Origin of the sequence: Homoserinibacter gongjuensis (assembly GCF_030161875.1) — a bacterium.
GTDB classification, from domain to species: Bacteria; Actinomycetota; Actinomycetes; order Actinomycetales; family Microbacteriaceae; genus Homoserinibacter; species Homoserinibacter gongjuensis.
Map to the genome: position 1 here is coordinate 327,443 of NZ_BSVA01000001.1, position 17,534 is coordinate 344,976.

The 17,534-nt window shown below is 68.9% G+C and carries 19 protein-coding genes and 3 pseudogenes; 3 read left to right on the plus strand and 19 right to left on the minus strand.

The annotated features are described in order from the left end of the window. Positions 1-19 precede the first annotated feature (19 nt). From QQK29_RS18345 to QQK29_RS01955, 19 genes and pseudogenes are all read right to left on the minus strand, one after another. Positions 20-304, minus strand: a pseudogene (locus QQK29_RS18345) (LpqB family beta-propeller domain-containing protein); the annotation flags it as partial. Continuing rightward, the gene (locus QQK29_RS18350; protein WP_431308766.1) at positions 235-750 is read right to left on the minus strand and encodes an LpqB family beta-propeller domain-containing protein; all 516 of its coding nucleotides are present in this window, start codon (positions 748-750) and stop codon (positions 235-237) included. The gene QQK29_RS18350 and the pseudogene QQK29_RS18345, both read right to left, overlap by 70 nt. Beyond that, a pseudogene (locus QQK29_RS18355) lies at positions 675-1,223 on the minus strand (GerMN domain-containing protein); the annotation flags it as partial. The gene QQK29_RS18350 and the pseudogene QQK29_RS18355, both read right to left, overlap by 76 nt. 11 nt (positions 1,224-1,234) lie before the next feature. Further along, complete coding sequence (locus tag QQK29_RS01885) at positions 1,235-1,519, minus strand: LpqB family beta-propeller domain-containing protein (RefSeq protein WP_284297315.1); 285 nt, start codon at positions 1,517-1,519, stop codon at positions 1,235-1,237. Between the two features lie 11 nt (positions 1,520-1,530). Further along, entirely contained in the window at positions 1,531-2,541 is a 1,011-nt protein-coding gene (mtrB, locus tag QQK29_RS01890; RefSeq protein WP_284297317.1) for an MtrAB system histidine kinase MtrB, read from the minus strand. Between the two features lie 584 nt (positions 2,542-3,125). After that, a pseudogene (mtrA, locus tag QQK29_RS01895) lies at positions 3,126-3,805 on the minus strand (MtrAB system response regulator MtrA). Positions 3,806-3,896: 91 nt separating this feature from the next. Further along, positions 3,897-5,345 (minus strand): mannitol dehydrogenase family protein, encoded by a 1,449-nt coding sequence (locus QQK29_RS01900; RefSeq protein ID WP_284297320.1) that lies wholly within the window; start codon positions 5,343-5,345, stop codon positions 3,897-3,899. Positions 5,346-5,347: 2 nt separating this feature from the next. Beyond that, complete coding sequence (locus QQK29_RS01905) at positions 5,348-5,674, minus strand: DUF6385 domain-containing protein (RefSeq protein ID WP_284297322.1); 327 nt, start codon at positions 5,672-5,674, stop codon at positions 5,348-5,350. A gap of 14 nt (positions 5,675-5,688) precedes the next feature. Then, complete coding sequence (locus tag QQK29_RS01910) at positions 5,689-6,975, minus strand: FAD-dependent oxidoreductase (RefSeq protein ID WP_284297324.1); 1,287 nt, start codon at positions 6,973-6,975, stop codon at positions 5,689-5,691. Positions 6,976-7,060: 85 nt separating this feature from the next. Continuing rightward, entirely contained in the window at positions 7,061-7,990 is a 930-nt protein-coding gene (locus QQK29_RS01915) for a DUF6772 family protein (protein ID WP_284297326.1), read from the minus strand. 100 nt (positions 7,991-8,090) lie between these two features. Next, entirely contained in the window at positions 8,091-9,671 is a 1,581-nt protein-coding gene (locus QQK29_RS01920; protein WP_284297328.1) for an ABC transporter substrate-binding protein, read from the minus strand. A 47-nt stretch (positions 9,672-9,718) separates the two neighbouring features. Beyond that, the gene (locus tag QQK29_RS01925; protein WP_284297330.1) at positions 9,719-10,498 is read right to left on the minus strand and encodes an endonuclease/exonuclease/phosphatase family protein; all 780 of its coding nucleotides are present in this window, start codon (positions 10,496-10,498) and stop codon (positions 9,719-9,721) included. Continuing rightward, entirely contained in the window at positions 10,498-11,160 is a 663-nt protein-coding gene (locus QQK29_RS01930; protein WP_284297332.1) for a histidine phosphatase family protein, read from the minus strand. The genes QQK29_RS01925 and QQK29_RS01930 overlap by 1 nt, the downstream gene beginning before the upstream one ends. Next, positions 11,157-11,978, minus strand: coding sequence for an ABC transporter ATP-binding protein (locus tag QQK29_RS01935; protein ID WP_284297334.1), 822 nt, complete (start codon positions 11,976-11,978; stop codon positions 11,157-11,159). Before QQK29_RS01935 ends, QQK29_RS01930 begins: the two co-directional genes overlap by 4 nt. Continuing rightward, positions 11,971-12,462 (minus strand): oligopeptide/dipeptide ABC transporter ATP-binding protein, encoded by a 492-nt coding sequence (locus QQK29_RS17655; RefSeq protein ID WP_348533776.1) that lies wholly within the window; start codon positions 12,460-12,462, stop codon positions 11,971-11,973. Before QQK29_RS17655 ends, QQK29_RS01935 begins: the two co-directional genes overlap by 8 nt. Before the next feature lie 5 nt (positions 12,463-12,467). Beyond that, positions 12,468-12,995 carry an ATP-binding cassette domain-containing protein gene (locus QQK29_RS17660; protein WP_348533777.1) on the minus strand — a complete coding sequence of 176 codons (528 nt, stop codon included), beginning with the start codon at positions 12,993-12,995 and terminating at the stop codon, positions 12,468-12,470. Further along, positions 12,995-13,663, minus strand: coding sequence for an ABC transporter permease (locus QQK29_RS01945; RefSeq protein ID WP_284297336.1), 669 nt, complete (start codon positions 13,661-13,663; stop codon positions 12,995-12,997). The genes QQK29_RS17660 and QQK29_RS01945 overlap by 1 nt, the downstream gene beginning before the upstream one ends. Continuing rightward, positions 13,618-13,884: a hypothetical protein gene (locus QQK29_RS01950; protein ID WP_284297338.1), complete on the minus strand. Its 267-nt coding sequence runs from the start codon at positions 13,882-13,884 to the stop codon at positions 13,618-13,620. Before QQK29_RS01950 ends, QQK29_RS01945 begins: the two co-directional genes overlap by 46 nt. Then, positions 13,881-14,816: an ABC transporter permease gene (locus tag QQK29_RS01955; protein WP_284297340.1), complete on the minus strand. Its 936-nt coding sequence runs from the start codon at positions 14,814-14,816 to the stop codon at positions 13,881-13,883. Before QQK29_RS01955 ends, QQK29_RS01950 begins: the two co-directional genes overlap by 4 nt. A 259-nt stretch (positions 14,817-15,075) precedes the next feature. Here QQK29_RS01955 and QQK29_RS01960 point away from each other — a divergent pair, with 259 nt between their 5' ends. Genes QQK29_RS01960 through QQK29_RS01970 form a run of 3 tightly spaced genes read left to right on the plus strand, consistent with a single transcriptional unit; the run spans position 15,076 to position 17,454 of the window. Beyond that, a complete protein-coding gene (locus tag QQK29_RS01960) occupies positions 15,076-16,041 on the plus strand; it encodes a DUF6772 family protein (RefSeq protein WP_284297342.1) in 966 nt (321 codons plus the stop codon). Between the two features lie 9 nt (positions 16,042-16,050). Then, positions 16,051-16,386 carry a DUF6385 domain-containing protein gene (locus QQK29_RS01965; RefSeq protein WP_284297344.1) on the plus strand — a complete coding sequence of 112 codons (336 nt, stop codon included), beginning with the start codon at positions 16,051-16,053 and terminating at the stop codon, positions 16,384-16,386. A gap of 12 nt (positions 16,387-16,398) precedes the next feature. Next, positions 16,399-17,454, plus strand: coding sequence for a LacI family DNA-binding transcriptional regulator (locus QQK29_RS01970; protein ID WP_284297345.1), 1,056 nt, complete (start codon positions 16,399-16,401; stop codon positions 17,452-17,454). Positions 17,455-17,534: the final 80 nt, after the last annotated feature.

A 17,534-nucleotide genomic window follows, 5' to 3' on the forward strand; every position in this document is an offset into this window, starting at 1 on the left:
GTGAGGCGGCCCGCGGGCTCGCGGCGCCCCCGATGTGGTAGAGGTCGACCCGTGCCTCGTCGCCGTCGTGCGACAGGGCCGCGACGGTCGAGGAGTCCACCCAGCTCGCGTCGATGAGCGAGGTCGACGCGACCGAGAGGCTCAGGGGGTCGCCGAAGCCCGTCGGCACACCGTCGCCGTCGCGCACGATGCCGGCGATCGTGAGGGCCGGCCCGCCCACGCCCTGCGTCGCGATCAGCAGACGGGCACCATCGCGCGAGACCTTCGCGGCGAGGATCGCGCCGTCGAGGTTCGGCGCGGGCATCTCATGCACGCCCCCGCCGGGTCGATCGCGCGGATGCTGTCGGCATGGTCGCCGACGGCGGTCCAGACGAACCCGCGCGCGTCGATGCTCGGGTCGATGAGCCCGGCACGACCGTCGACGAGCACGGGGGCCTCGTCGACCGCCACGCGCCACACCCCTGCGCGTTGCGCACCGCTGCGACCTCGGCATCTCGCCCGAGCGTCGCCCCGAGCGGCCCGAGCTGCTGCACCGACTCGCTGATGCCCGGCACCGGATCGGTCGTCGAGGCCGTCAGATACCCGAAGCCGCCCTCGGCGAGCCCCAGCGGGTCGGACTTGGCCAGGAACGACGACTCGGCGGTCTTGCCGCTCGATACCTCGATCGGGAACCCGCCCGCCGTCATCTGCACGGCCTTCACCTCGCCGAGCGCCAGCAGACTCACCCGCAACTGCTGCTGCATGCGCCACCGGGTGTCGGCATCCTGGCCACCCGCCTCCGCCGACAGCGCCACGGTCGCCGTGCCGCTCTCGACCGTCACCCCGTCGGTCTCGAGCTTGGAGCCCGTCGGGAACGAGGTGATGAGCACCCCGTTCTGATACCACGGGGCCGGCCCGGCGAGCAGTTGACGCACGATGCGCTCGGCGCGGGTCGCCGTGTCGGGGAACCAGCGCACGTCCGGCACGAGCGCGGTTCCGCTGGGGTCGAAGAAGTACAGCGGATACGCCACGAAGCTGCGCTCGAAGCCGCGGTTGGAGAGCACCGTGCCCTTGGGCGCCGCCGAGATGCGCCACTCCCCGTCGTCGTTGAGCGCGAACTCGTAGTCGAGCGCCTGCGGTTCCGCGGGTCGCAGCTCCTTGTAGACGCCCGTCTCATCGACGGTCGCCTGCACGGTCGCGGCGATGCGCAAACGGTCGTCGCCCCCGTTCGGCTCGGGCGACATCGGGGAGTCGGTCACGCGCACGAGGAAGTCGGCAACCACTCCGCACGGAACTCGTCGCTGAGGAAGAGCCGCGCGATGCTGTAGTTGTTCTGCGGCGCGCGCTGCGCCGCGAGGAAGCCGGCGAGCACCTCCGCGGGCGTCTGGCCGTCCTGCGGCCCGTCGGGGAGGGTCAGCAGCCGGTCGTCGGAGGTGTCGTCGCCGATCGTGAAGGTGCCGACCGGGCCGCTGGTCGGGATGCCGGCGCACCCGGTCAGGGCGAGCGCTGCGGCGAGCACACCACCCGCGAGCGTGAGCATCCGGCGCCTCATCATGCCGCCACCTCCGTGTCGGGCGGCAGCGGGAGCGGCGAGAGGCCGCCGAGCTCGTCGCCGCTGTGTCGCGGCAGCGTCAGGCGGAAGCAGCTGCCCTCGCCGAGCTCCGACCACACCGCGAGCTCACCGCCGTGCAGAGCGGCATCCTCGAGCGAGATCGCGAGCCCGAGCCCCGTGCCGCCCGTCGTGCGCTGGCGGGACGGATCGGCACGCCAGAAGCGGTCGAAGACACGATCCACATCGGCAGGCGACATGCCGACGCCGTAGTCGCGCACGGCGATCGCGACGGCGCGCTCGTCGGAGTCGACATAGACCACGATGGGCTTCGCCTCGCCGTGATCGATCGCGTTGCCGAGCAGGTTCTGCATGATGCGCCGCACCCGGCGGGCGTCGATGTCGGCCTCGAAGTAGCCGCCGGGGGCGACGAGCCGGATCTCGCTGCCCTTGCCGTGGGCGAGCGGCTCGACGGCCGCGATCGACTCCTCGACGAGCCGCACGACGTTGGTCGGGTCGGTCTCGAGGTCGACGGCGCCCGCGTCGTAGCGGCTCATCTCGAGCAGGTCGGCGAGCATGAGCTCGAAGCGCCCGATCTGGGTGTGCAGCAGCTCGGCGGTCCGCGCGGTCGGGGGCGGGAAGTCCTCGCGCTGGTCGTAGAGCACGTCGCCCGCGAGACGGATCGTGGTGAGCGGTGTGCGCAACTCGTGCGACACATCCGAGACGAAGCGCTGCTGCACACGCGAGAGGTCGGCCAGCTGCCGGATCTGACGCTGCAGGCTGTCGGCCATGCGGTTGAACGAGCGCGCGAGGGTCGCGAGCTCGTCCTGACCCTTCACCGGCAGCCGCTCTTCGAGCTGCCCCGCCGCGAGCTTCTCGGACGCGTTGGCCGCGACCCGCACCGGGCCGACCACGAGTCGCACGACGAGGTACGCGACACCGCCGAACAGCAGCACGAGCGCCATCCCGGCCGCGATGAGGATGCCCTGCACGAAGTCGAGAGTCTGCTGCACGTCGGCGAGGTCGTAGACGAGGTAGAGCTCGAAGACTCCCCGGCGACGGTGTCGATGTGCGCACCCGTCGTGATGCCCGGATCGGTGCCCGCCTCGGTCGGGATCGCGACAGGCTGCCAGGCGATCTCGCTGCCGTCGCCCTCCGCGACCGTCTCGGCGAGGCGTTGCGAGACGAAGGTCCTCTCGAAGTCGGCGGTGCTCACACGCGGGTCGATGACGTTCGGCACCTGACTCTGCCCGGGCGTGCGCAGGAAGCCGAGGTAGCTCGCGGTCGTGGAGCGCTGCACCGAGTCGAGAGCGGAGTCGGCCGTGGCCTGCACGTCGCCCGCATCCCCCAGCTCGGAGGCGTTCGTGAAGGTGCGCTGCGCCTGCTCGGCCGCGCGTGCCGCCTCCGCGAGCACCTGATCACGGCGGGAGTCGAAGAGATTGGTGCGCACCGAGGTCGAGATGACGACGCCGACGACCGTGACGGCGATCGCCGACAGCAGCACCGTGATGACGATCGTGCGAGCGCGCAGCGACCCGCGCCAGAGATGAACGAGACGATCCCGCCAGGCGCGCCAGTCCCATCTCACGGTCGCACCCTATGTGACGGCTCCTGCGCGGTACCCGACCCCGCGCACGGTGGTGACGATGCGCGGGTTGTCGGGGTCGTGCTCGACCTTCGCCCGCAGGCGCTGCACGTGCACGTTCACGAGCCGCGTGTCGGCCTTGTAGTGGTAGCCCCACACCTGCTCGAGCAGCATCTCGCGCGTGAACACCTGCTGGGGCTTGGCGGCGAGCGCGAGCAGCAGCTGGAACTCGAGAGGGTGAGGTTGATGCGCTCGTCGCCGCGGCGCACCTCGTGGCCGGCGACGTCGATCACGAGGTCGCCCACCTGGATGCGCTCGGTCGTGTCGGGCAGCGCGGGTCGCAGGCGGGCCCGGATGCGCGCCACGAGCTCCTTGGGGTTGAACGGCTTCACGACGTAGTCGTCGGCACCCGACTCGAGTCCCTGCACGACGTCCGTCGGCTCGCCCTTGGCCGTCAGCATGATGATGGGGACGCCGCTCTCGCCGCGCACCGTGCGGCACACCTCGAGGCCGCTCATCCCGGGAAGCATGAGGTCGAGCAGCACGAGGTCGGGGCGCTCGCCGCGGAAGGAGTCGATGGCCGCCTTGCCGTCCGCCGCGAACAGCGGGTCGTATCCCTCACCACGAAGGATGATGCCGATCATCTCGGCGATCGCCGGGTCGTCGTCGACCACGAGAATGCGCGCGTTCATGGACCTCGTTCGTTCCGTGTGCCCCGGGGCGGGGTGGTTCGCTTGACCCCAGGGTAGTGGCGGGCCCGAGACTCGTCACACCTCGCCGTGATCAGCCCTCCAGGAAGGCGTCCGCGCCTCCGTTCTCGAGGCGCACGACCGCGTCGAGGTAGGCCGCACGGAACCCCGCGGAGTCCGCGAGCCCTGCGAGAGTCGGCAGCGCGAGGAACTCGAGCGGTGCGCCCGCTGCCGCCTGCATGAGCTGATCGGCCGACTCGTCGTCGAGGCTGAACTCCCCCGCGGCCGCACGGCGCGTGAAGGCACGCCAGCTCGCGATGAGCTCGGCGCCCGTCTCGGCGGCCGCCCCGGAGGCGATGCGGTCGCGCAGCGTCGGCACGACGAACTTCGGGATGCGGTTGGAGGCATCCGTTCCGAGGCGCGCGAGGGTGTCGGCGACGTTCGCATTGCCGAAGCGCGCGAACAGCTCGTCGATGTAGCCGGGGAGGTCGAAGCCCTCGGGCGGCGTGAGGGTGGGAACGCCTTCGCGCTCCATGTAACGGCGCACCCAGGCCGCGATGCGTGGATCGGTGATGGCCTCGTCGACGAGCTCGTAGCCCGCGAGCCGGCCGATGTAGGCGACGGCCTGATGGCCCGCGTTCAAGAGCCGCAGCTTGATCGCCTCGTAGGCGTGCACGTCGGTCACGAGCGTCGCGCCGACCTGCTCATAGGGCGGGCGCCCGGTCGGGAAGCGATCCTCGATCACCCACTGCGTGAACGGCTCGCTCGCGACCGGCCACGCGTCGTGCACGCCGAGCCGCTCGTGGATGCGTTCGACATCCGCGGGGGTCGTGACGGGCGTGATGCGGTCGACCATGGTCGAGGGGAAGGCGACCTCGGCGGCGATCCAGTCGGCGAGCTCCTCGTCGACCAGGCGGGCCACCGCCTCGACACTGCGCCGGGCCACCTCGCCGTTGCCCTGGATGTTGTCGCAACACAGCACGGTGAACGCCGGCACGCCGCGGCGGCGGCGTTCGCGCAGCCCCGCGACGATCCATCCGAATGCGGTGCGCGGCGCGGTGAGGCCCTCGGCCGTCTCGGCGCGCACGAGCGGCTCGTCGACGGCGCGGCGCCCGTTGGCGGCGTCTTCGACGTAGCCGCCCTCGGTGATCGTGAGCGACACGATGCGCACGCCCGGGTCGGCGAGCTGCTCGAGCACGGCATCCGGGTCGTCGGGCGCGTGCAGGAAGCGGCGGATGGAGCCGATCACCTCGATCTCGTCACGGCCGTCGGGGTGCCGCAGCGTGAGCGTGTAGAGGCCGTCCTGCTCGGTGAGGGCGTCGCGCATGCGGGCGTCCCGCTCGAGCAGGCCCACGCCGCAGATCGCCCAGTCGTGCGCGAGCCCGGCGTGCATGAGCCGGTCGAGGTACATGGCTTGGTGGGCGCGGTGGAAGTTGCCGACCCCGAAGTGCACGATGCCGACGCGTGGCTCGTCGTCGAGGTAGTCGGGCGCGGAGGTGCCCTCAGGGAGCGTCGCGAGCACGTCGCGGGTGAGTCGGCGCATCGTCAGCCCTTGAGGTTGAGGTGGATGAGGATGCGGGCTCCCGCCTCCGGGCTCGCGCCCGACACGACGACACGCAGCCAGTTGCCGAACGTCGTCACCGGCAGTTCCGCGATGGCGGCCGACGCCGCGAGCACGACCGGGGTGCCCCGGCGGATCCAGGTGATGCCGTCGGGCGACACCTCGGCGGCGAGCTCGAGGTCGGGGTGCTCGCCCTCGGCCTGGATGAAGAACACCGCCTCGCTCGCCCAGCCGGCCTCGTAGGGCAGGGTCGCGAACTCCCCGTCGATGCGCACCCGACGGGCGAGCACGGAGGTATAGGTCGTCTGCATGGTGATGCTCCTGATCAGGTGGTGATGGTCGCTGGGACGGGGGCGTCATCGTCGATGTCGACGATCGCGCCCTGGGCGATGAGGGTCGAGCGCAGCGCCGCGTTGTCGAGCTCGTCGATCGTCCAGCCGTGGCGCGCACACAGCGCCGCGGCCGTGCCCGCGCCCTGTCCCATCGCCATGCAGGTCGCCATGACGCGCGCCGAGCCGAAGCCCGGCCCATCGGCGCTGAGGGTGCGCCCTGCGGTCAGCAGGTTGACGCTGCCGAGCGGGATGAGGCTGCGCAGCGGGATGTTGTAGGCCCGCTTCGGGTACACGAACTCGGTCTGGTCGATGCTGTCGGGCTCGTGGATGTCGATGACGTGGGCGCCCTTGGCCACGGTGTCCGGGAACGCCTTGGGAGCGACGACGTCGTCCTTGACGAGGTGGTACGCGCCGACGATGTGATAGGTCTCGCGCACCCCCGTCTGGATGCCGGACTTCGCGAGCCAGCACGCGCGGAACTCGGGGAACTCGCGTCGCAGCACCTCGATGAACGCGTGCAGGCTCTCGCGCAGCGCCACCTCCGTTCGGCTGAACCGCTCGGGGTCGCTCGCGTCGGTCGCCTCGCGCAGCAGGTTGATGCTGACCATGCCGTCGTGGAAGAAGGAGTTGATCCACGGGCCCCCGAACACCGGTAGCTCGCCCGCGGCGTGCAGTTCCGCGAGCCGCCCGCGGATGCGGTCCGAGACGGGCAGCACCCCGTCGACGGCGTCGTCGAACAGCCCCTGCCCGCCGAGCGCATCCGTGTCCACTCCCCCGAGCTGGAACCACAGGGTCGCCGGCTGCAGCACCTCGCCCTTCACGACCGGCAGACCGGCCGCCCGCACGACGTCGGCATCGCCGCTGCAATCGACCACGACATCCGCACGGTACGCGACCCGGCCCGCCTTGTTCTGCACGATGACATGCGTGAGCCGGCCGTCCTCGACGATGCAGTCGGAGAACCAGGAGTGGTACAGCAGGGTGACGCCCGCCTCGACGAGCAGCCGCTGGGCGGCGAGCTTCATGATCTCGTCGTTGACCGGGTAGTTGCCGCTGTCGCGCGTGACGTCGGCCCCGCCGAGCTCGGCTGCCAGCCGGAGCAGCTCGAGCGGGATGCCGCCCACGTGGTACTCCCCACCCAGGCGGAACTCGCTGATGGGCGTGACGAGCGCGCTCGTCGACATGCCGCCCACGAAGCCGTAGCGCTCGATGAGCAGCGTGCGGGCGCCGTTCCGCGCGGCGGCGATCGCGGCGATGAGCCCGGACGGACCACCCCGCACACGATGACGTCGTAGGAGCCCGCCACCGGTGTCTCGCGCGGCGCTTCCGAGACGAACATGCTGTGCTCCCGCTGCCCTGCTGGGGTCATTCGGTGGAATAGACGACGGAGTCGAGGAACAGGTGCACCGAGCGATCGGTGTCGGTCTCGACGAAGAACACCGGGTTGATGAGGTCCTTGATGGACTTGTATCCCGGGGTGAGCGTGGGTGAGATGCCGCGCAGATCGAACACCTGGTCCATCGACTGAAGCTCGATGTACTCGCGCTTCTTGATGTCGACCGTGAGGCGCAGGTAGATCCAGTTGAGCTTGTCGGGGCTCTCGTTGTAGAGCAGATCCTGCTCGCCGCCCGGCACCCATTGGAAGCCGTCGGCCGAGCCGTCTTCGTAGCGCCGTCCGTACCATTGGGCGTCGACGCCCGGAACGCACCAGCCGTCCTTGACGCCGAAGTTCCAGTCCTCGGGGGTGACGCCCTCGGCCACCTGGTAGTACTGCCAGCGCTTGACGGGTTCGCCGCCCAGGGCGTTCACGTAGCGCACCCCGGGCATATAGCGGTATTCGCTGTCCTGCACGTCGAAGAAGAACCCGAAGGCGCGGATGTCCTCCTCGCCGAGGCCGAACCGGTCCTGTTCCGGGGTGTAGGCGTACCAGGTCTCGATCTGGATCTTGCTGGGGTCGCCGAAACGCGACAGCCGCTTGATGGCGTGGCCCATGCTGCCGGGCCGCGGGGGCTCGGTGTGCGGGCCGCCCGTGGGCGCCGTCGTGAGCTTGAGCGAGTAGGTGCCCTCCATCGACCCGTGCGAGGAGGCGAAGCGCATCGCCGCCGAGCTCAGCATGGTCGGCGCCCAGCTCTCGAGGTCGACGTTCGACTCGAACGACTCGAAGTTGTCGTAGACGAAGTTGGGCGTGAGGTCGAGCCAGCCGTTGAAGCCGGTGTCGAAGTCGTCGTAGGTGATGACGCGCGCGAGCGGGTTGAATCGCTCGAGGCCGCGGTCGTAGCTCAGAACCTTGTCCATGTCGTGCCTTTCGTGGCCGCAGCTGCGGGCCCGGTGCCGGAGGAGTCGGGATGAGCGTGCGGGGGCGGCATCACACCGCCCCCGCACCCTCATGTCGGTCTCAGTCGGTCAGGTAGACCGTGCTGAAGTTGATGAACTCGTTCGGCGGGATCACGATGCCCTTCACGTTCGAGGCCGCCGCGACGTTCACGTTGATCTCGAGGAGCGGGATCGCGGGGGTGTCCGCGCGCATGATGTCCACGGCCTGCTGGTAGAGCTCGAGGCGCTCGTCCGGGTCAGCGATCTGCTGGGCCTTGGTCGTCAGGGCGTCGAACTCCTCGTTGCAGTACCCGAGGCGAGCTGCCGCACAGTTGTAGAGGCGGTAGATCGTGTAGTCCGCGTCTCCGGTGATCGTCTGGTTGGGCTGAACGTCCATGTCCCAACCGTGGGTGCCGTCGTCGTTCACCGTGCCGAACTCCTTGAGCCAGCTCGCGGGGTCCAGCGCACGGGGCTCGACGGTGACGCCGATCTCCTGCCACGCCGAGATGAAGGCCTGCATCATGTTCGCGAAGCCCGCGCCGTTCGCGGTGCTGTAGATCGCATCCACAGTGAAACCGTCGGGGTAGCCCGCGTCCGCGAGCAGTTCCTTGGCGTGCTCCGGGTCGTACTCGACCATGCCGTCAGTCGGCTCGAGGCAGCCGAAGGCCGAGACCGGGCAGAACGACTTCATGGTGGCTGCGGTGTCGCCGAACAGCGACTCCTGGATCGTCTTCAGATCGAGGGCGGCCCACATGGCCTCGCGGACCCGCTGGTCCTTGAGGAACTCGTTCTTGTTGTCGAACCACAGGAAGTAGTAGCTGAGGCTCGACTGCTGCGTGAAGGTGACGTTGTCCATCGCCTTCACCTGCTCGACCTGGTCGTAGGGCACGTCGCCCACCACCTGTGCCTCGCCGTTGGACAGGGCCGTGATCTTGCCGTTGACGTCGGTGACCTGCTTCATGGTCAGCGTCTTGAGCTTGGCCTTCTCGCCCCAGTAGTTCTCGTTGCGCTCGAACACGAAGCGGTCGTTCGCCACGTACTCCGTGATCACGAAGGGGCCGGTGCCGATCGGCTTCGCCCAGTAGTCGTTGTCGGCCTGGATGGTGACATCCGAGTGCGAGAACTCGCCCTTGCCGATGTAGACGAGCGAGAGCACGCCGACGAGCGTTCCGGTCGGCTTCGAGGTGCGGATCGTCAGGGTGTGGTCATCGGTGGCTTCGATCTCCTGGATCGGTGCGAGCACCGTCTTGAGAGCCGCCTCCCACCCGATGTACCGCTCGATCGACCCCTTGGCGTCGGCTGCGGTCAGCGGCGTGCCGTCGCTGAACTCGACACCCTCGCGGAGCTTGAAGACGAGGGTGGTCTCGTCGACCCACTCCCACGACTCGGCGAGCTTCGGCTGCGGCTTGCTGTTCTCATCCAGCACGACGAGCGCCTCGAGGGTCTGGGAGATCGCCATGTTGATGCCGATCTCGAGCGGAGCCGCCGAGATGTCGGATCCCGCCCAGCCGTAGGCCGGGATGAAGGTCAGGTTCTGCTGCTCGTCGGGGAGCGGCTCGCCGCCGCCGGCAGTCTCGCCGGCGGGGGAACAGCCCGAGAGCACGAGGGCCGCGATTGCCGCCGCAGCGGCCACCGAGCCCAACTTCGCACGAAGCGATGTCATTGCTATCTCCTTTGATTGGTGGAACTTTGGTGCGGTTCGTCTGCCGACTACGTCGTGGGCAGCGCGAACGTCGAGGCGACCGGGTAGTGATCGCTCGGCGCGATCCCCCGATCGAAGAACTCCACGACCTCGGCGCTACGGGCGCGCGCGGGGCCGCGGAAGAAGATGTAGTCGATCGTCTTGTGCGGGCTCGCGATCGGCGACTTGGGAGTGCCGACCGTCTCGCGGAACACGTTCGGCACGACCGGATGCGTGGGCGGGGCCTGGCGGTTGAGCGCCGAGAACGAGTCGAGGTATCCGGCGTTGCCGATCACCCAGATCGCAGTCGCGATCGCGTTCGTGTCGCTCGCGAAGAACACCGGCTCGTCTGGCTGGCCGAGCCGTTCGAGCTCGTCGACGACACGCCGCGCCTGCGGCGTGCGCTGGTTGACGCCCGTCTCGACCTCGACGGCGTTCCCCGAATACGAGAGGTGCGCCGTGGTCCACAGGATCGTGCGCGGGCCGCCCGCGACGCGCAGGCGCACCCAGAACAGGCGCGCGTGGGCGTCGTGGATGCCGACGTCCTCCGCACCGTGCTCGACCTCGCTGAACAGCTCGGTGTTCCACCAGAGGTTGCTCTGCGACTCCCAGCCCGGGAAGTCGTCGTGCACGCGCGCGTGACCGGGCATGGCGGCGTCGAGCAGATCGCGCGACCAGGTGCGGGTCTCCTGTGTCGCGAGGAGGTCGGGCGCGCGGCGCTTGTACATGGCCCGCATCGCGTTGACGCGCTCGGCCGCGTGGTGGTCGCCCCACAGGTTATGGGTCTGGGCGATGACGTTGAGGCTCATCAGGAGATCTCCCGCTGGTCGGCCGGCCGCGCCGGCGTGATGTCATGGTTGAAGCGCAGGACTTCACGGCGCGCCCCGCGCACCCGGAATGTCGTGAGCGAGCAGTTGTCGGGCGAGCCGAGGGGCATGTGCCCGGGGCTCGGGAGGCCCAGCATGTGGGCCGCGGCGAGACGGATCGGGTTGCCGCTCGTGAAGATCACCGCGACCTGGTCTCCGTCGCGTTCGGCGAGCTCGGCGACGACGCGTTCGATGGCCGCGGCGACCCGCTCCCGGGTCTCGGCGAAGGTCTCGCCGCCCACGCCGCGCGCGATGTCCTCGCCCGCGGCGACCGCCGCGACGATCTCGGGGTGCTCGGCCTCGATCTCCTCGAAGGTGCGACCGGCCCAGTCGCCCACGCTCATCTCGCGGAGAGCCGGGTCGATCCGTACCTCGGCGCCGGTGCGAGCGGCGTACTCGGCGGCGGTGTCGCGCACGCGCGGCAGGTCGCTCGAGGCGACGAGGTCCGGGGCGGGCACTTCGGCCACGAAGCCCGCCGCGAACAGCTGCGCCTGGCGCCGGCCCGTCTCGGTGAGCCCGGAGTCACTCTGCCCCTGGTAGCGGCCCTCGAGGTTCCAGACCGACTCTCCGTGTCGCACGAGGTGCACGGTGATCGTGGCGCTCACGGCGTCTGCTCCAACCAGGGACGCACGACCGGCACGGCCGCGAGCAGCGCACGCGTGTACGGGTCCTGCGGGTTCTCGAACAGCTCCCGCGCCGTGCCCTCCTCGACGACCACCCCGCGATCGAGCACGAGCACCCGATCGCAGATGTGCTCGATGACCGAGAGGTCGTGTGAGATGAAGAGGTAGGAGAGGCCGAGGTCGGCCTGCAGGTCTTCGAGCAGGTTGAGCACCTGCGCCTGCACCGACACGTCGAGCGCGCTCACCGCCTCGTCGCAGATGATGAGCTTCGGCCGCAGCGCGAGCGCCCGGGCGATGCCGATGCGCTGCCGCTGCCCGCCCGAGAACTGGTGCGGATAGCGGTCCGAGTAGTCGGGGTTGAGGCCGACGCGCTCCATGAGATCCTTCGCTTCGGCCGTCCAGCGGTCGCGCGGCACGATCCCGGTGTGCACCCGCCACGCCTCGGCGATGAGGTCGCGCACGGTGAGACGCGGGTTGAGCGAGGCGTACGGGTCCTGGAAGACCATCTGCATGTCGCGGCGCACCTCCTTCAACTCGCGCGGGGTGAGCTTCGTGATGTCCCGGCCCTCGAAGCGGATCACGCCGCCCGCGCTCGGGACGAGGCCGATGACGGTGCGCGCGATCGTCGACTTGCCCGAGCCGGACTCGCCGACGAGCCCCACGGTCTCGCCGGGACGGATCTCGAAGTTGACGTCCGAGACGGCGAGCTTCTCGCCGATCTTGCGCAGCAGGATCGACGAGCGGATCGGATACGAGACCTTGAGATGCTCGACGGTCAGCAGCGGAGTGGCCTCAGCCATGGCTCAGCACCTCCTCCGTGCGGTGGCACGCTGCGGCGTGCCCGGGCGGCCAGCCGACCGGTTCGCGGAGCGGCGGAACCGTCGTGCGGCACACCTCGGTCGCGAACGGGCAGCGGGGATGGAAGGAGCAACCGGTCGGCAGCGCCAGCAGGTTGGGCGGCGACCCCACGATCGGGGTCAGTCGCTTGCCGCTCGAGACGTTGCTCGGGATCGAGTTGAGCAGGCCCTGGGTATAGGGGTGCGCCGGGTAGTCGTAGACGTCGCGGATCTGGCCCGTCTCGACGATGCGCCCGGCGTACATGATCGCCGCGCGGTCGGCCACGTCGGCCACCACACCCAGGTCGTGGGTGATGAGCACCATCCCCATGCCCGTCTCGGCCTGCAGGTCGGCGAGCAGGTTCATGACCTGCTTCTGCACGGTCACGTCGAGAGCCGTCGTCGGCTCGTCGCCGATGAGCAGCTTCGGCTCGAGGGCGATCGCCATCGCGATCATGATGCGCTGGCGCTGACCCCGGAGAACTGGTGCGGGTAGTCGCGGATGCGGGTCTCGGCATCCGGGATCCCCACGCGCTTGAGCAGTTCCAGCGACTTCGCCCACGCCTGCTGCTTGGGTACACCGCGACGGCGACGGAAGACCTCGGCGAGCTGCCAGCCGACGCGGAACACCGGATTGAGCGAGCTCAGCGGGTCCTGGAAGATCATGGCGATCTCGGTCGCGCACAGTTCGCGCACCTTGCTCGTGGGCTGCGCGGCGAGATCGAGCCCGCGGTAGCGGATCTCGCCTCCGACGATCGATCCGGCTGGCTTCGGCAGCAGGGCCATGATCGCCTGCGCGGTCACCGACTTGCCCGAACCGGACTCGCCGAGGATCGCCACGGTCTCGCCCGCCCGCACGTCGAAGCTCACGCCGTCGAGGGCGCGCACGACGCCCGCCGAGGTGGAGAACTCGACCTTGAGGCCGTCGACGCTGAGCAGGAGCTCGTCGGGTCGGGCCACGGGGTGCAGGGTCTTCGTCATCAGGCGCTCCGGAGCTTCGGGTCGAATCGATCGCGCAGCGCGTCGCCGAGGATTCCCGTGGAGAGCACGAGGGTCGCGAGCGCGATACCGGGAAGGGTCGAGATCCACCACGCGGTACCGAGGTAGGCGGTGCCGTTGTGGATCGTGGCGCCGAGGCTCGGCGTGCCGAGCGGCACCCCGACTCCGAGGAAGGAGAGCGCAGCCTCGAGCAGCACGACGTGACCGAACTGCACAGTCGCCACGACGAGGATCGGCGCGATGCAGCCCGGCAGCAGCGTGCGGAAGATGATGTGGGCGTGGCTCGCACCGAGCGTGCGGGCCGCCTCCACGTACTCCCGGCTGCGCAAGGTCAGCACCTGACTGCGCGTCACGCGGGCGAACACCACCCAGTTGGTGATCGAGATCACGACGATCACGTTCCAGAGGCTCGGACCGAGCACGGATGCCAGCAGGATCGCCAGCAGGATCGCGGGGAACGCGAGCTGCACGTCGGCCACGCGCATGAGCACGTTGTCGACCCAGCCTCCGAAGTGACCGGCGAGCAGGCCGAGGAGAACCCCGAACACGCCCGCGAACAGCAGCGTCGAGACGCCGACCGTGAGCGAGACGCGCGCGCCCATCATCATCTGAGCGAAGAGGTCCTGGCCGACCTGGTCGGTGCCGAACACGGCGAACGAGCCGTCGGGCAGCGTCGTCCCGGGGGCTTCAGCCGCAGGATGACGTCGGTGCGCAGCGGGTCGTAGCCGTAGAGGATCGGCACGATCACCGCGCCGACGATGAACAGCGCGATGACGATGAGCGGCACGACGATGCGCGCGGTCACCGCGCGGCGTGCCCGCTGGGCGCGCTGCATGGTCTGCATCGCGATGGTGGGAGGGGCGGCGGTCATTTCGCGAGCCTCACTCTCGGGTCGAGGTAGCCGTACACGAGGTCGACCACCAGGTTCACGACGACGAACGCGGCGGCGATGAGCATGACGCAGGCCTGCACGAGCGCGTAGTCGCGGGTCAGGATCGAGCCGACGAGCAGCTTGCCGATGCCCGGGAAGCTGAAGACCGTCTCGGTGATGACCGCGCCGCCGAGCAGCGTGCCGAACTCGAGGCCGACGACAGTGATGACCGGGATGAGCGCGTTGCGCGTGGCGTGGATGAAGATCACGATGCGCTCGGAGAGACCCTTCGCGCGGGCGGTCGTGATGTACCCCTCTCCGACGACCTCGAGCAGTCCGCTGCGCGTCATACGGGTGAGGATCGCGATGAACGGAAGAGCGACCGTGACCACCGGCAGCACGAGGGCGGCGGGGCTGCTGAAGCCCGTGCTGGGCAGCAGCTTGAGCATCTGCGAGAACACCAGCATGAGCACGACACCGACCCAGAAGCCGGGGAGCGACTGCGTGAGCAGACTCGCCGTCGTGACGATGCGGTCGGTCGGGCGGTTCACGCGCAGCGCGGCGAGCAGCCCGAGCGGGAAGCTCACGACGACGGCGAGCATGCACGCGAGCACCGCGAGCAACGCCGTGTTCGGGAGCGCCTGCCCGACGAGCGTCATGACCGGAACGCCCTGCGTGTAGGAGTTCCCGAAGTCACCGGTCACGGCGCCTGCCAGATAGGCGAAGTACTGGACGATGAGCGGTTGGTCCAACCCCATCCGCTTGCGCAACTCGGCGAGCTGCTCCGGCGTCGCGTCCATCCCGGCGATGAGCAGCGCCGGGTCGGCCGGCACGAGTCGCACGATGATGAAGACGACCGTCACTACGCCCCAGAGCACGAAGACGGCGAGCAGCACCCGCCGGATCGTGTATCCGAGCATCTCTACCTCCATGGGATCAGCTTCGATCCCTGGTTCGGGTTTCGGGTTCGTCGATGAGACCCGCAACGTTATCGCTAATGAACCTTCCCTATCGTCGCCCGAATGTCAACCCAGGGAAGTTCCCTCGATTTGACCGGGGTTTTTGATCCCGACTCCTACCGATTGCTCTCGCAACTTTCGCCTTTGACACCCGGTAGAGATAACGCTAACGTTGCGCTCACCTACGCCCGCCACTGATCGGCGGGCCTCAACGACGGCTAAGGAGTCATAGGTGACGAGCCCCGATGTCGCGAGTACCGCAGCAGGTCTGCGCGACGCGATCCGCAGCAGCGATCTGCGCCTGTCGAAGTTCAATCCGCTCGCGCGGATCCTGACCTTCGACGATTTCAACCACGGAGCCCATGGCTGGGTCGAGCTGGGCGGCAACTACAACGGCCGCGGCGATCTCGACTCGATGGACGAGCACTTCCGCGACTTCCGCCCGCCGCAGCTCTCGAACCAGAACTTCTTCGACGTGGGCACCCACGGCGGCATGACCGGTACCTACTCGCTCAAGCTCGCGACGCGGAAGGCGGCCGGACACACCGCCACCGCCATCCGCCGGCTCACCATGAGCGGTCGCGGGCTCCTGCAGATCGAGGCCTATCTCGCCTGGAAGGTCGAGGCCAACCTCACCGGCGGCGACGAGGTCAACAGCTACGGCGACATCAGTTGGGATGCGAACTCGCACCCCACCGAAGCGCAGTTCGGCGCGTTCACGGTCGCGACCGACCTCGACCACGACGGCATCCGGTACCACAACGTCATGCGGTTCCAGAACGCCGACGAGGACGGCAAGATCATCCAGAAGTGGATGTACCCCACCGTGGCCGAACCGACCCCGCACGAGCGCTTCGAAGGAAAGCACGACTACGGTCGCTACACCGACTTCACAGCTCCCAACCCCGACGACTGGCGCTACCTCAACGACGAGCGTCAGGAGGCCTGCTACAACGAGGTGCCGACCAAGGTCAACTGGCACTACCTGCGGTTCCTGATCGACACCACGACACGCTCGAACGTCGAGTTGCAGTTCAACAACGACGTGTACGACCTGCGCGATGTGCCGGTGCCGCCGTATGCCGAGAAGTACGAGTCGCTCGAGAGCCTGCTCAACTTCTACTTCTCGGTGCGCACTCTCGGTCCGTACCGCAACTTCCTCTTCCTCGACTCCGTCGTCATCTCGGCAGATTGGTGAACTAAGAACATGCGTCAGTCGCAGAGCGCCGTGCTGGAGCGCGGCGTCGACCTCGAGAAGGTCCATGAGACCGAACCGTTCGAGACCGCGTGGGCGGGTGAGGCCCGGTGGTACGTGCAGTTCCTGCGTCCCGCCCCGGGCAGCCAGGTCGAGTTCCGCGTGCAGATCTCGCCCGACGGACTCAACTGGATCGACCACGAGAGCATTGCTCCGCTAGCATCCGAGGCGGTCGGGCTGTTGTCGATCCCCGTCGTCAACTTCGGCCACTGGCTCCGTCTCCGGAGCGAGCAGAAGTCAGGCGACGAGGCCCCGATGCTGCGCATCTACCTCGAGCTCAAGGAGTAGACGGAGCCTCTCATGGTGCGCAAGACGGATGGCCCGCGGCGTCGAACGCTGCAGGACGTGGCCGATGCTCTCGGCCTCACGGCCAATACCGTCTCGCGCGCCCTCAACGACAAGCCCGGCGTGAGCGCCGCGACGCGCGCGCTCATCAAGGCCGAAGCCGAGCGGATCGGGTATGTGCCGAACGTGCATGCCCGATCCCTCGTGCTCGGCTCCCGCAAGACCATCGGCGTGATCCTGACCGACCTCGCGAACCCGTTCTTCAACGACCTCGTGAGCGAGGTCGAGGAGCTCGCGATCAACTCCGGCTACACCCTGCTGTTGCTGTTGTCGGATGAGGATCCGGAACGCGAGCAGGTGGCCGTCGAGACGGCCCTGCGCTCGGGTGTCGACGGCATCCTCGGCGTTCCCGTGCAGGGCAGATCGAACCCGTGGGAGGCCGTCACCCGCGCCGGAGTGCCGCTCGTGCTCATGGCGCGCGAGCTGCCCGAGCTCGGCGTCGACCTCTACTCCAACGACAACGAGGCCGGTCGCCGACTGACCGTCGAGGCGGTCATCGACCGCGGCGCACGCGACATCGTGCTCGTCGAGGAGGACCTGCGCATCTCGACGGTGACGCATCGTGTCGACAGTTTCCACCGCGCGCTCGAGGCGCACGGCATCCCCTTCGACTCGAGCCGGATGGCGCTCGTGCCGTCACGACGCACCGCCCGCGGCGCGTCGCTGTGGCGCGGTGAAGACGCCTACCGCGTGATCAGCGACCTGCTGGACACGGGACGCGTTCCCGACGCGTTCCTCGTCGGGAACGACTACTTCGCGCTCGGACTGTACGCGGCGCTGCGGGAACGCGGACTGCGCGTGCCCGACGACGTGCTCGTGATCGGCTGGGGCGACTACCCCTTCTCACGCTTCCTCGACCCGCCCCTCTCGACCCTGCGGCTGCCCGCGCTCGATGTCGCCCGCCGTGCCACGAGCCGCCTGCTCGCTCTCATCGACGGCACCGCCGAACCCGGACCGGTGACCGAGTACTTCGCGCCGGAGCTCGTGCTCCGCGCATCCACCCATCGCTGAAAGGCACCTGATCATGTCCAACCACGCCGCCGTGATGCCGGAGCTCGGCCGCATCGAGATCCAGAGCGTCGACGAGCCCA

Coding starts and splice junctions, on each gene's coding strand:
- QQK29_RS01965 (WP_284297344.1), top strand. CDS start 16,051: ATGCGTCAGTCGCAGAGCGCCGTGCTGGAGCGCGGCGTCGACCTCGAG.
- QQK29_RS17660 (WP_348533777.1), bottom strand. CDS start 12,995: ATGACGAAGACCCTGCACCCCGTGGCCCGACCCGACGAGCTCCTGCTC.
- QQK29_RS01935 (WP_284297334.1), bottom strand. CDS start 11,978: ATGGCTGAGGCCACTCCGCTGCTGACCGTCGAGCATCTCAAGGTCTCG.
- QQK29_RS01955 (WP_284297340.1), bottom strand. CDS start 14,816: ATGGAGGTAGAGATGCTCGGATACACGATCCGGCGGGTGCTGCTCGCC.
- QQK29_RS01925 (WP_284297330.1), bottom strand. CDS start 10,498: ATGAGCCTCAACGTCATCGCCCAGACCCATAACCTGTGGGGCGACCAC.
- QQK29_RS01905 (WP_284297322.1), bottom strand. CDS start 5,674: ATGCAGACGACCTATACCTCCGTGCTCGCCCGTCGGGTGCGCATCGAC.
- QQK29_RS01920 (WP_284297328.1), bottom strand. CDS start 9,671: ATGACATCGCTTCGTGCGAAGTTGGGCTCGGTGGCCGCTGCGGCGGCA.
- QQK29_RS17655 (WP_348533776.1), bottom strand. CDS start 12,462: ATGGCGATCGCCCTCGAGCCGAAGCTGCTCATCGGCGACGAGCCGACG.
- QQK29_RS01900 (WP_284297320.1), bottom strand. CDS start 5,345: ATGCGCCGACTCACCCGCGACGTGCTCGCGACGCTCCCTGAGGGCACC.
- QQK29_RS01915 (WP_284297326.1), bottom strand. CDS start 7,990: ATGGACAAGGTTCTGAGCTACGACCGCGGCCTCGAGCGATTCAACCCG.
- QQK29_RS01950 (WP_284297338.1), bottom strand. CDS start 13,884: ATGACCGCCGCCCCTCCCACCATCGCGATGCAGACCATGCAGCGCGCC.
- QQK29_RS01970 (WP_284297345.1), top strand. CDS start 16,399: ATGGTGCGCAAGACGGATGGCCCGCGGCGTCGAACGCTGCAGGACGTG.
- QQK29_RS01885 (WP_284297315.1), bottom strand. CDS start 1,519: ATGCTCACGCTCGCGGGTGGTGTGCTCGCCGCAGCGCTCGCCCTGACC.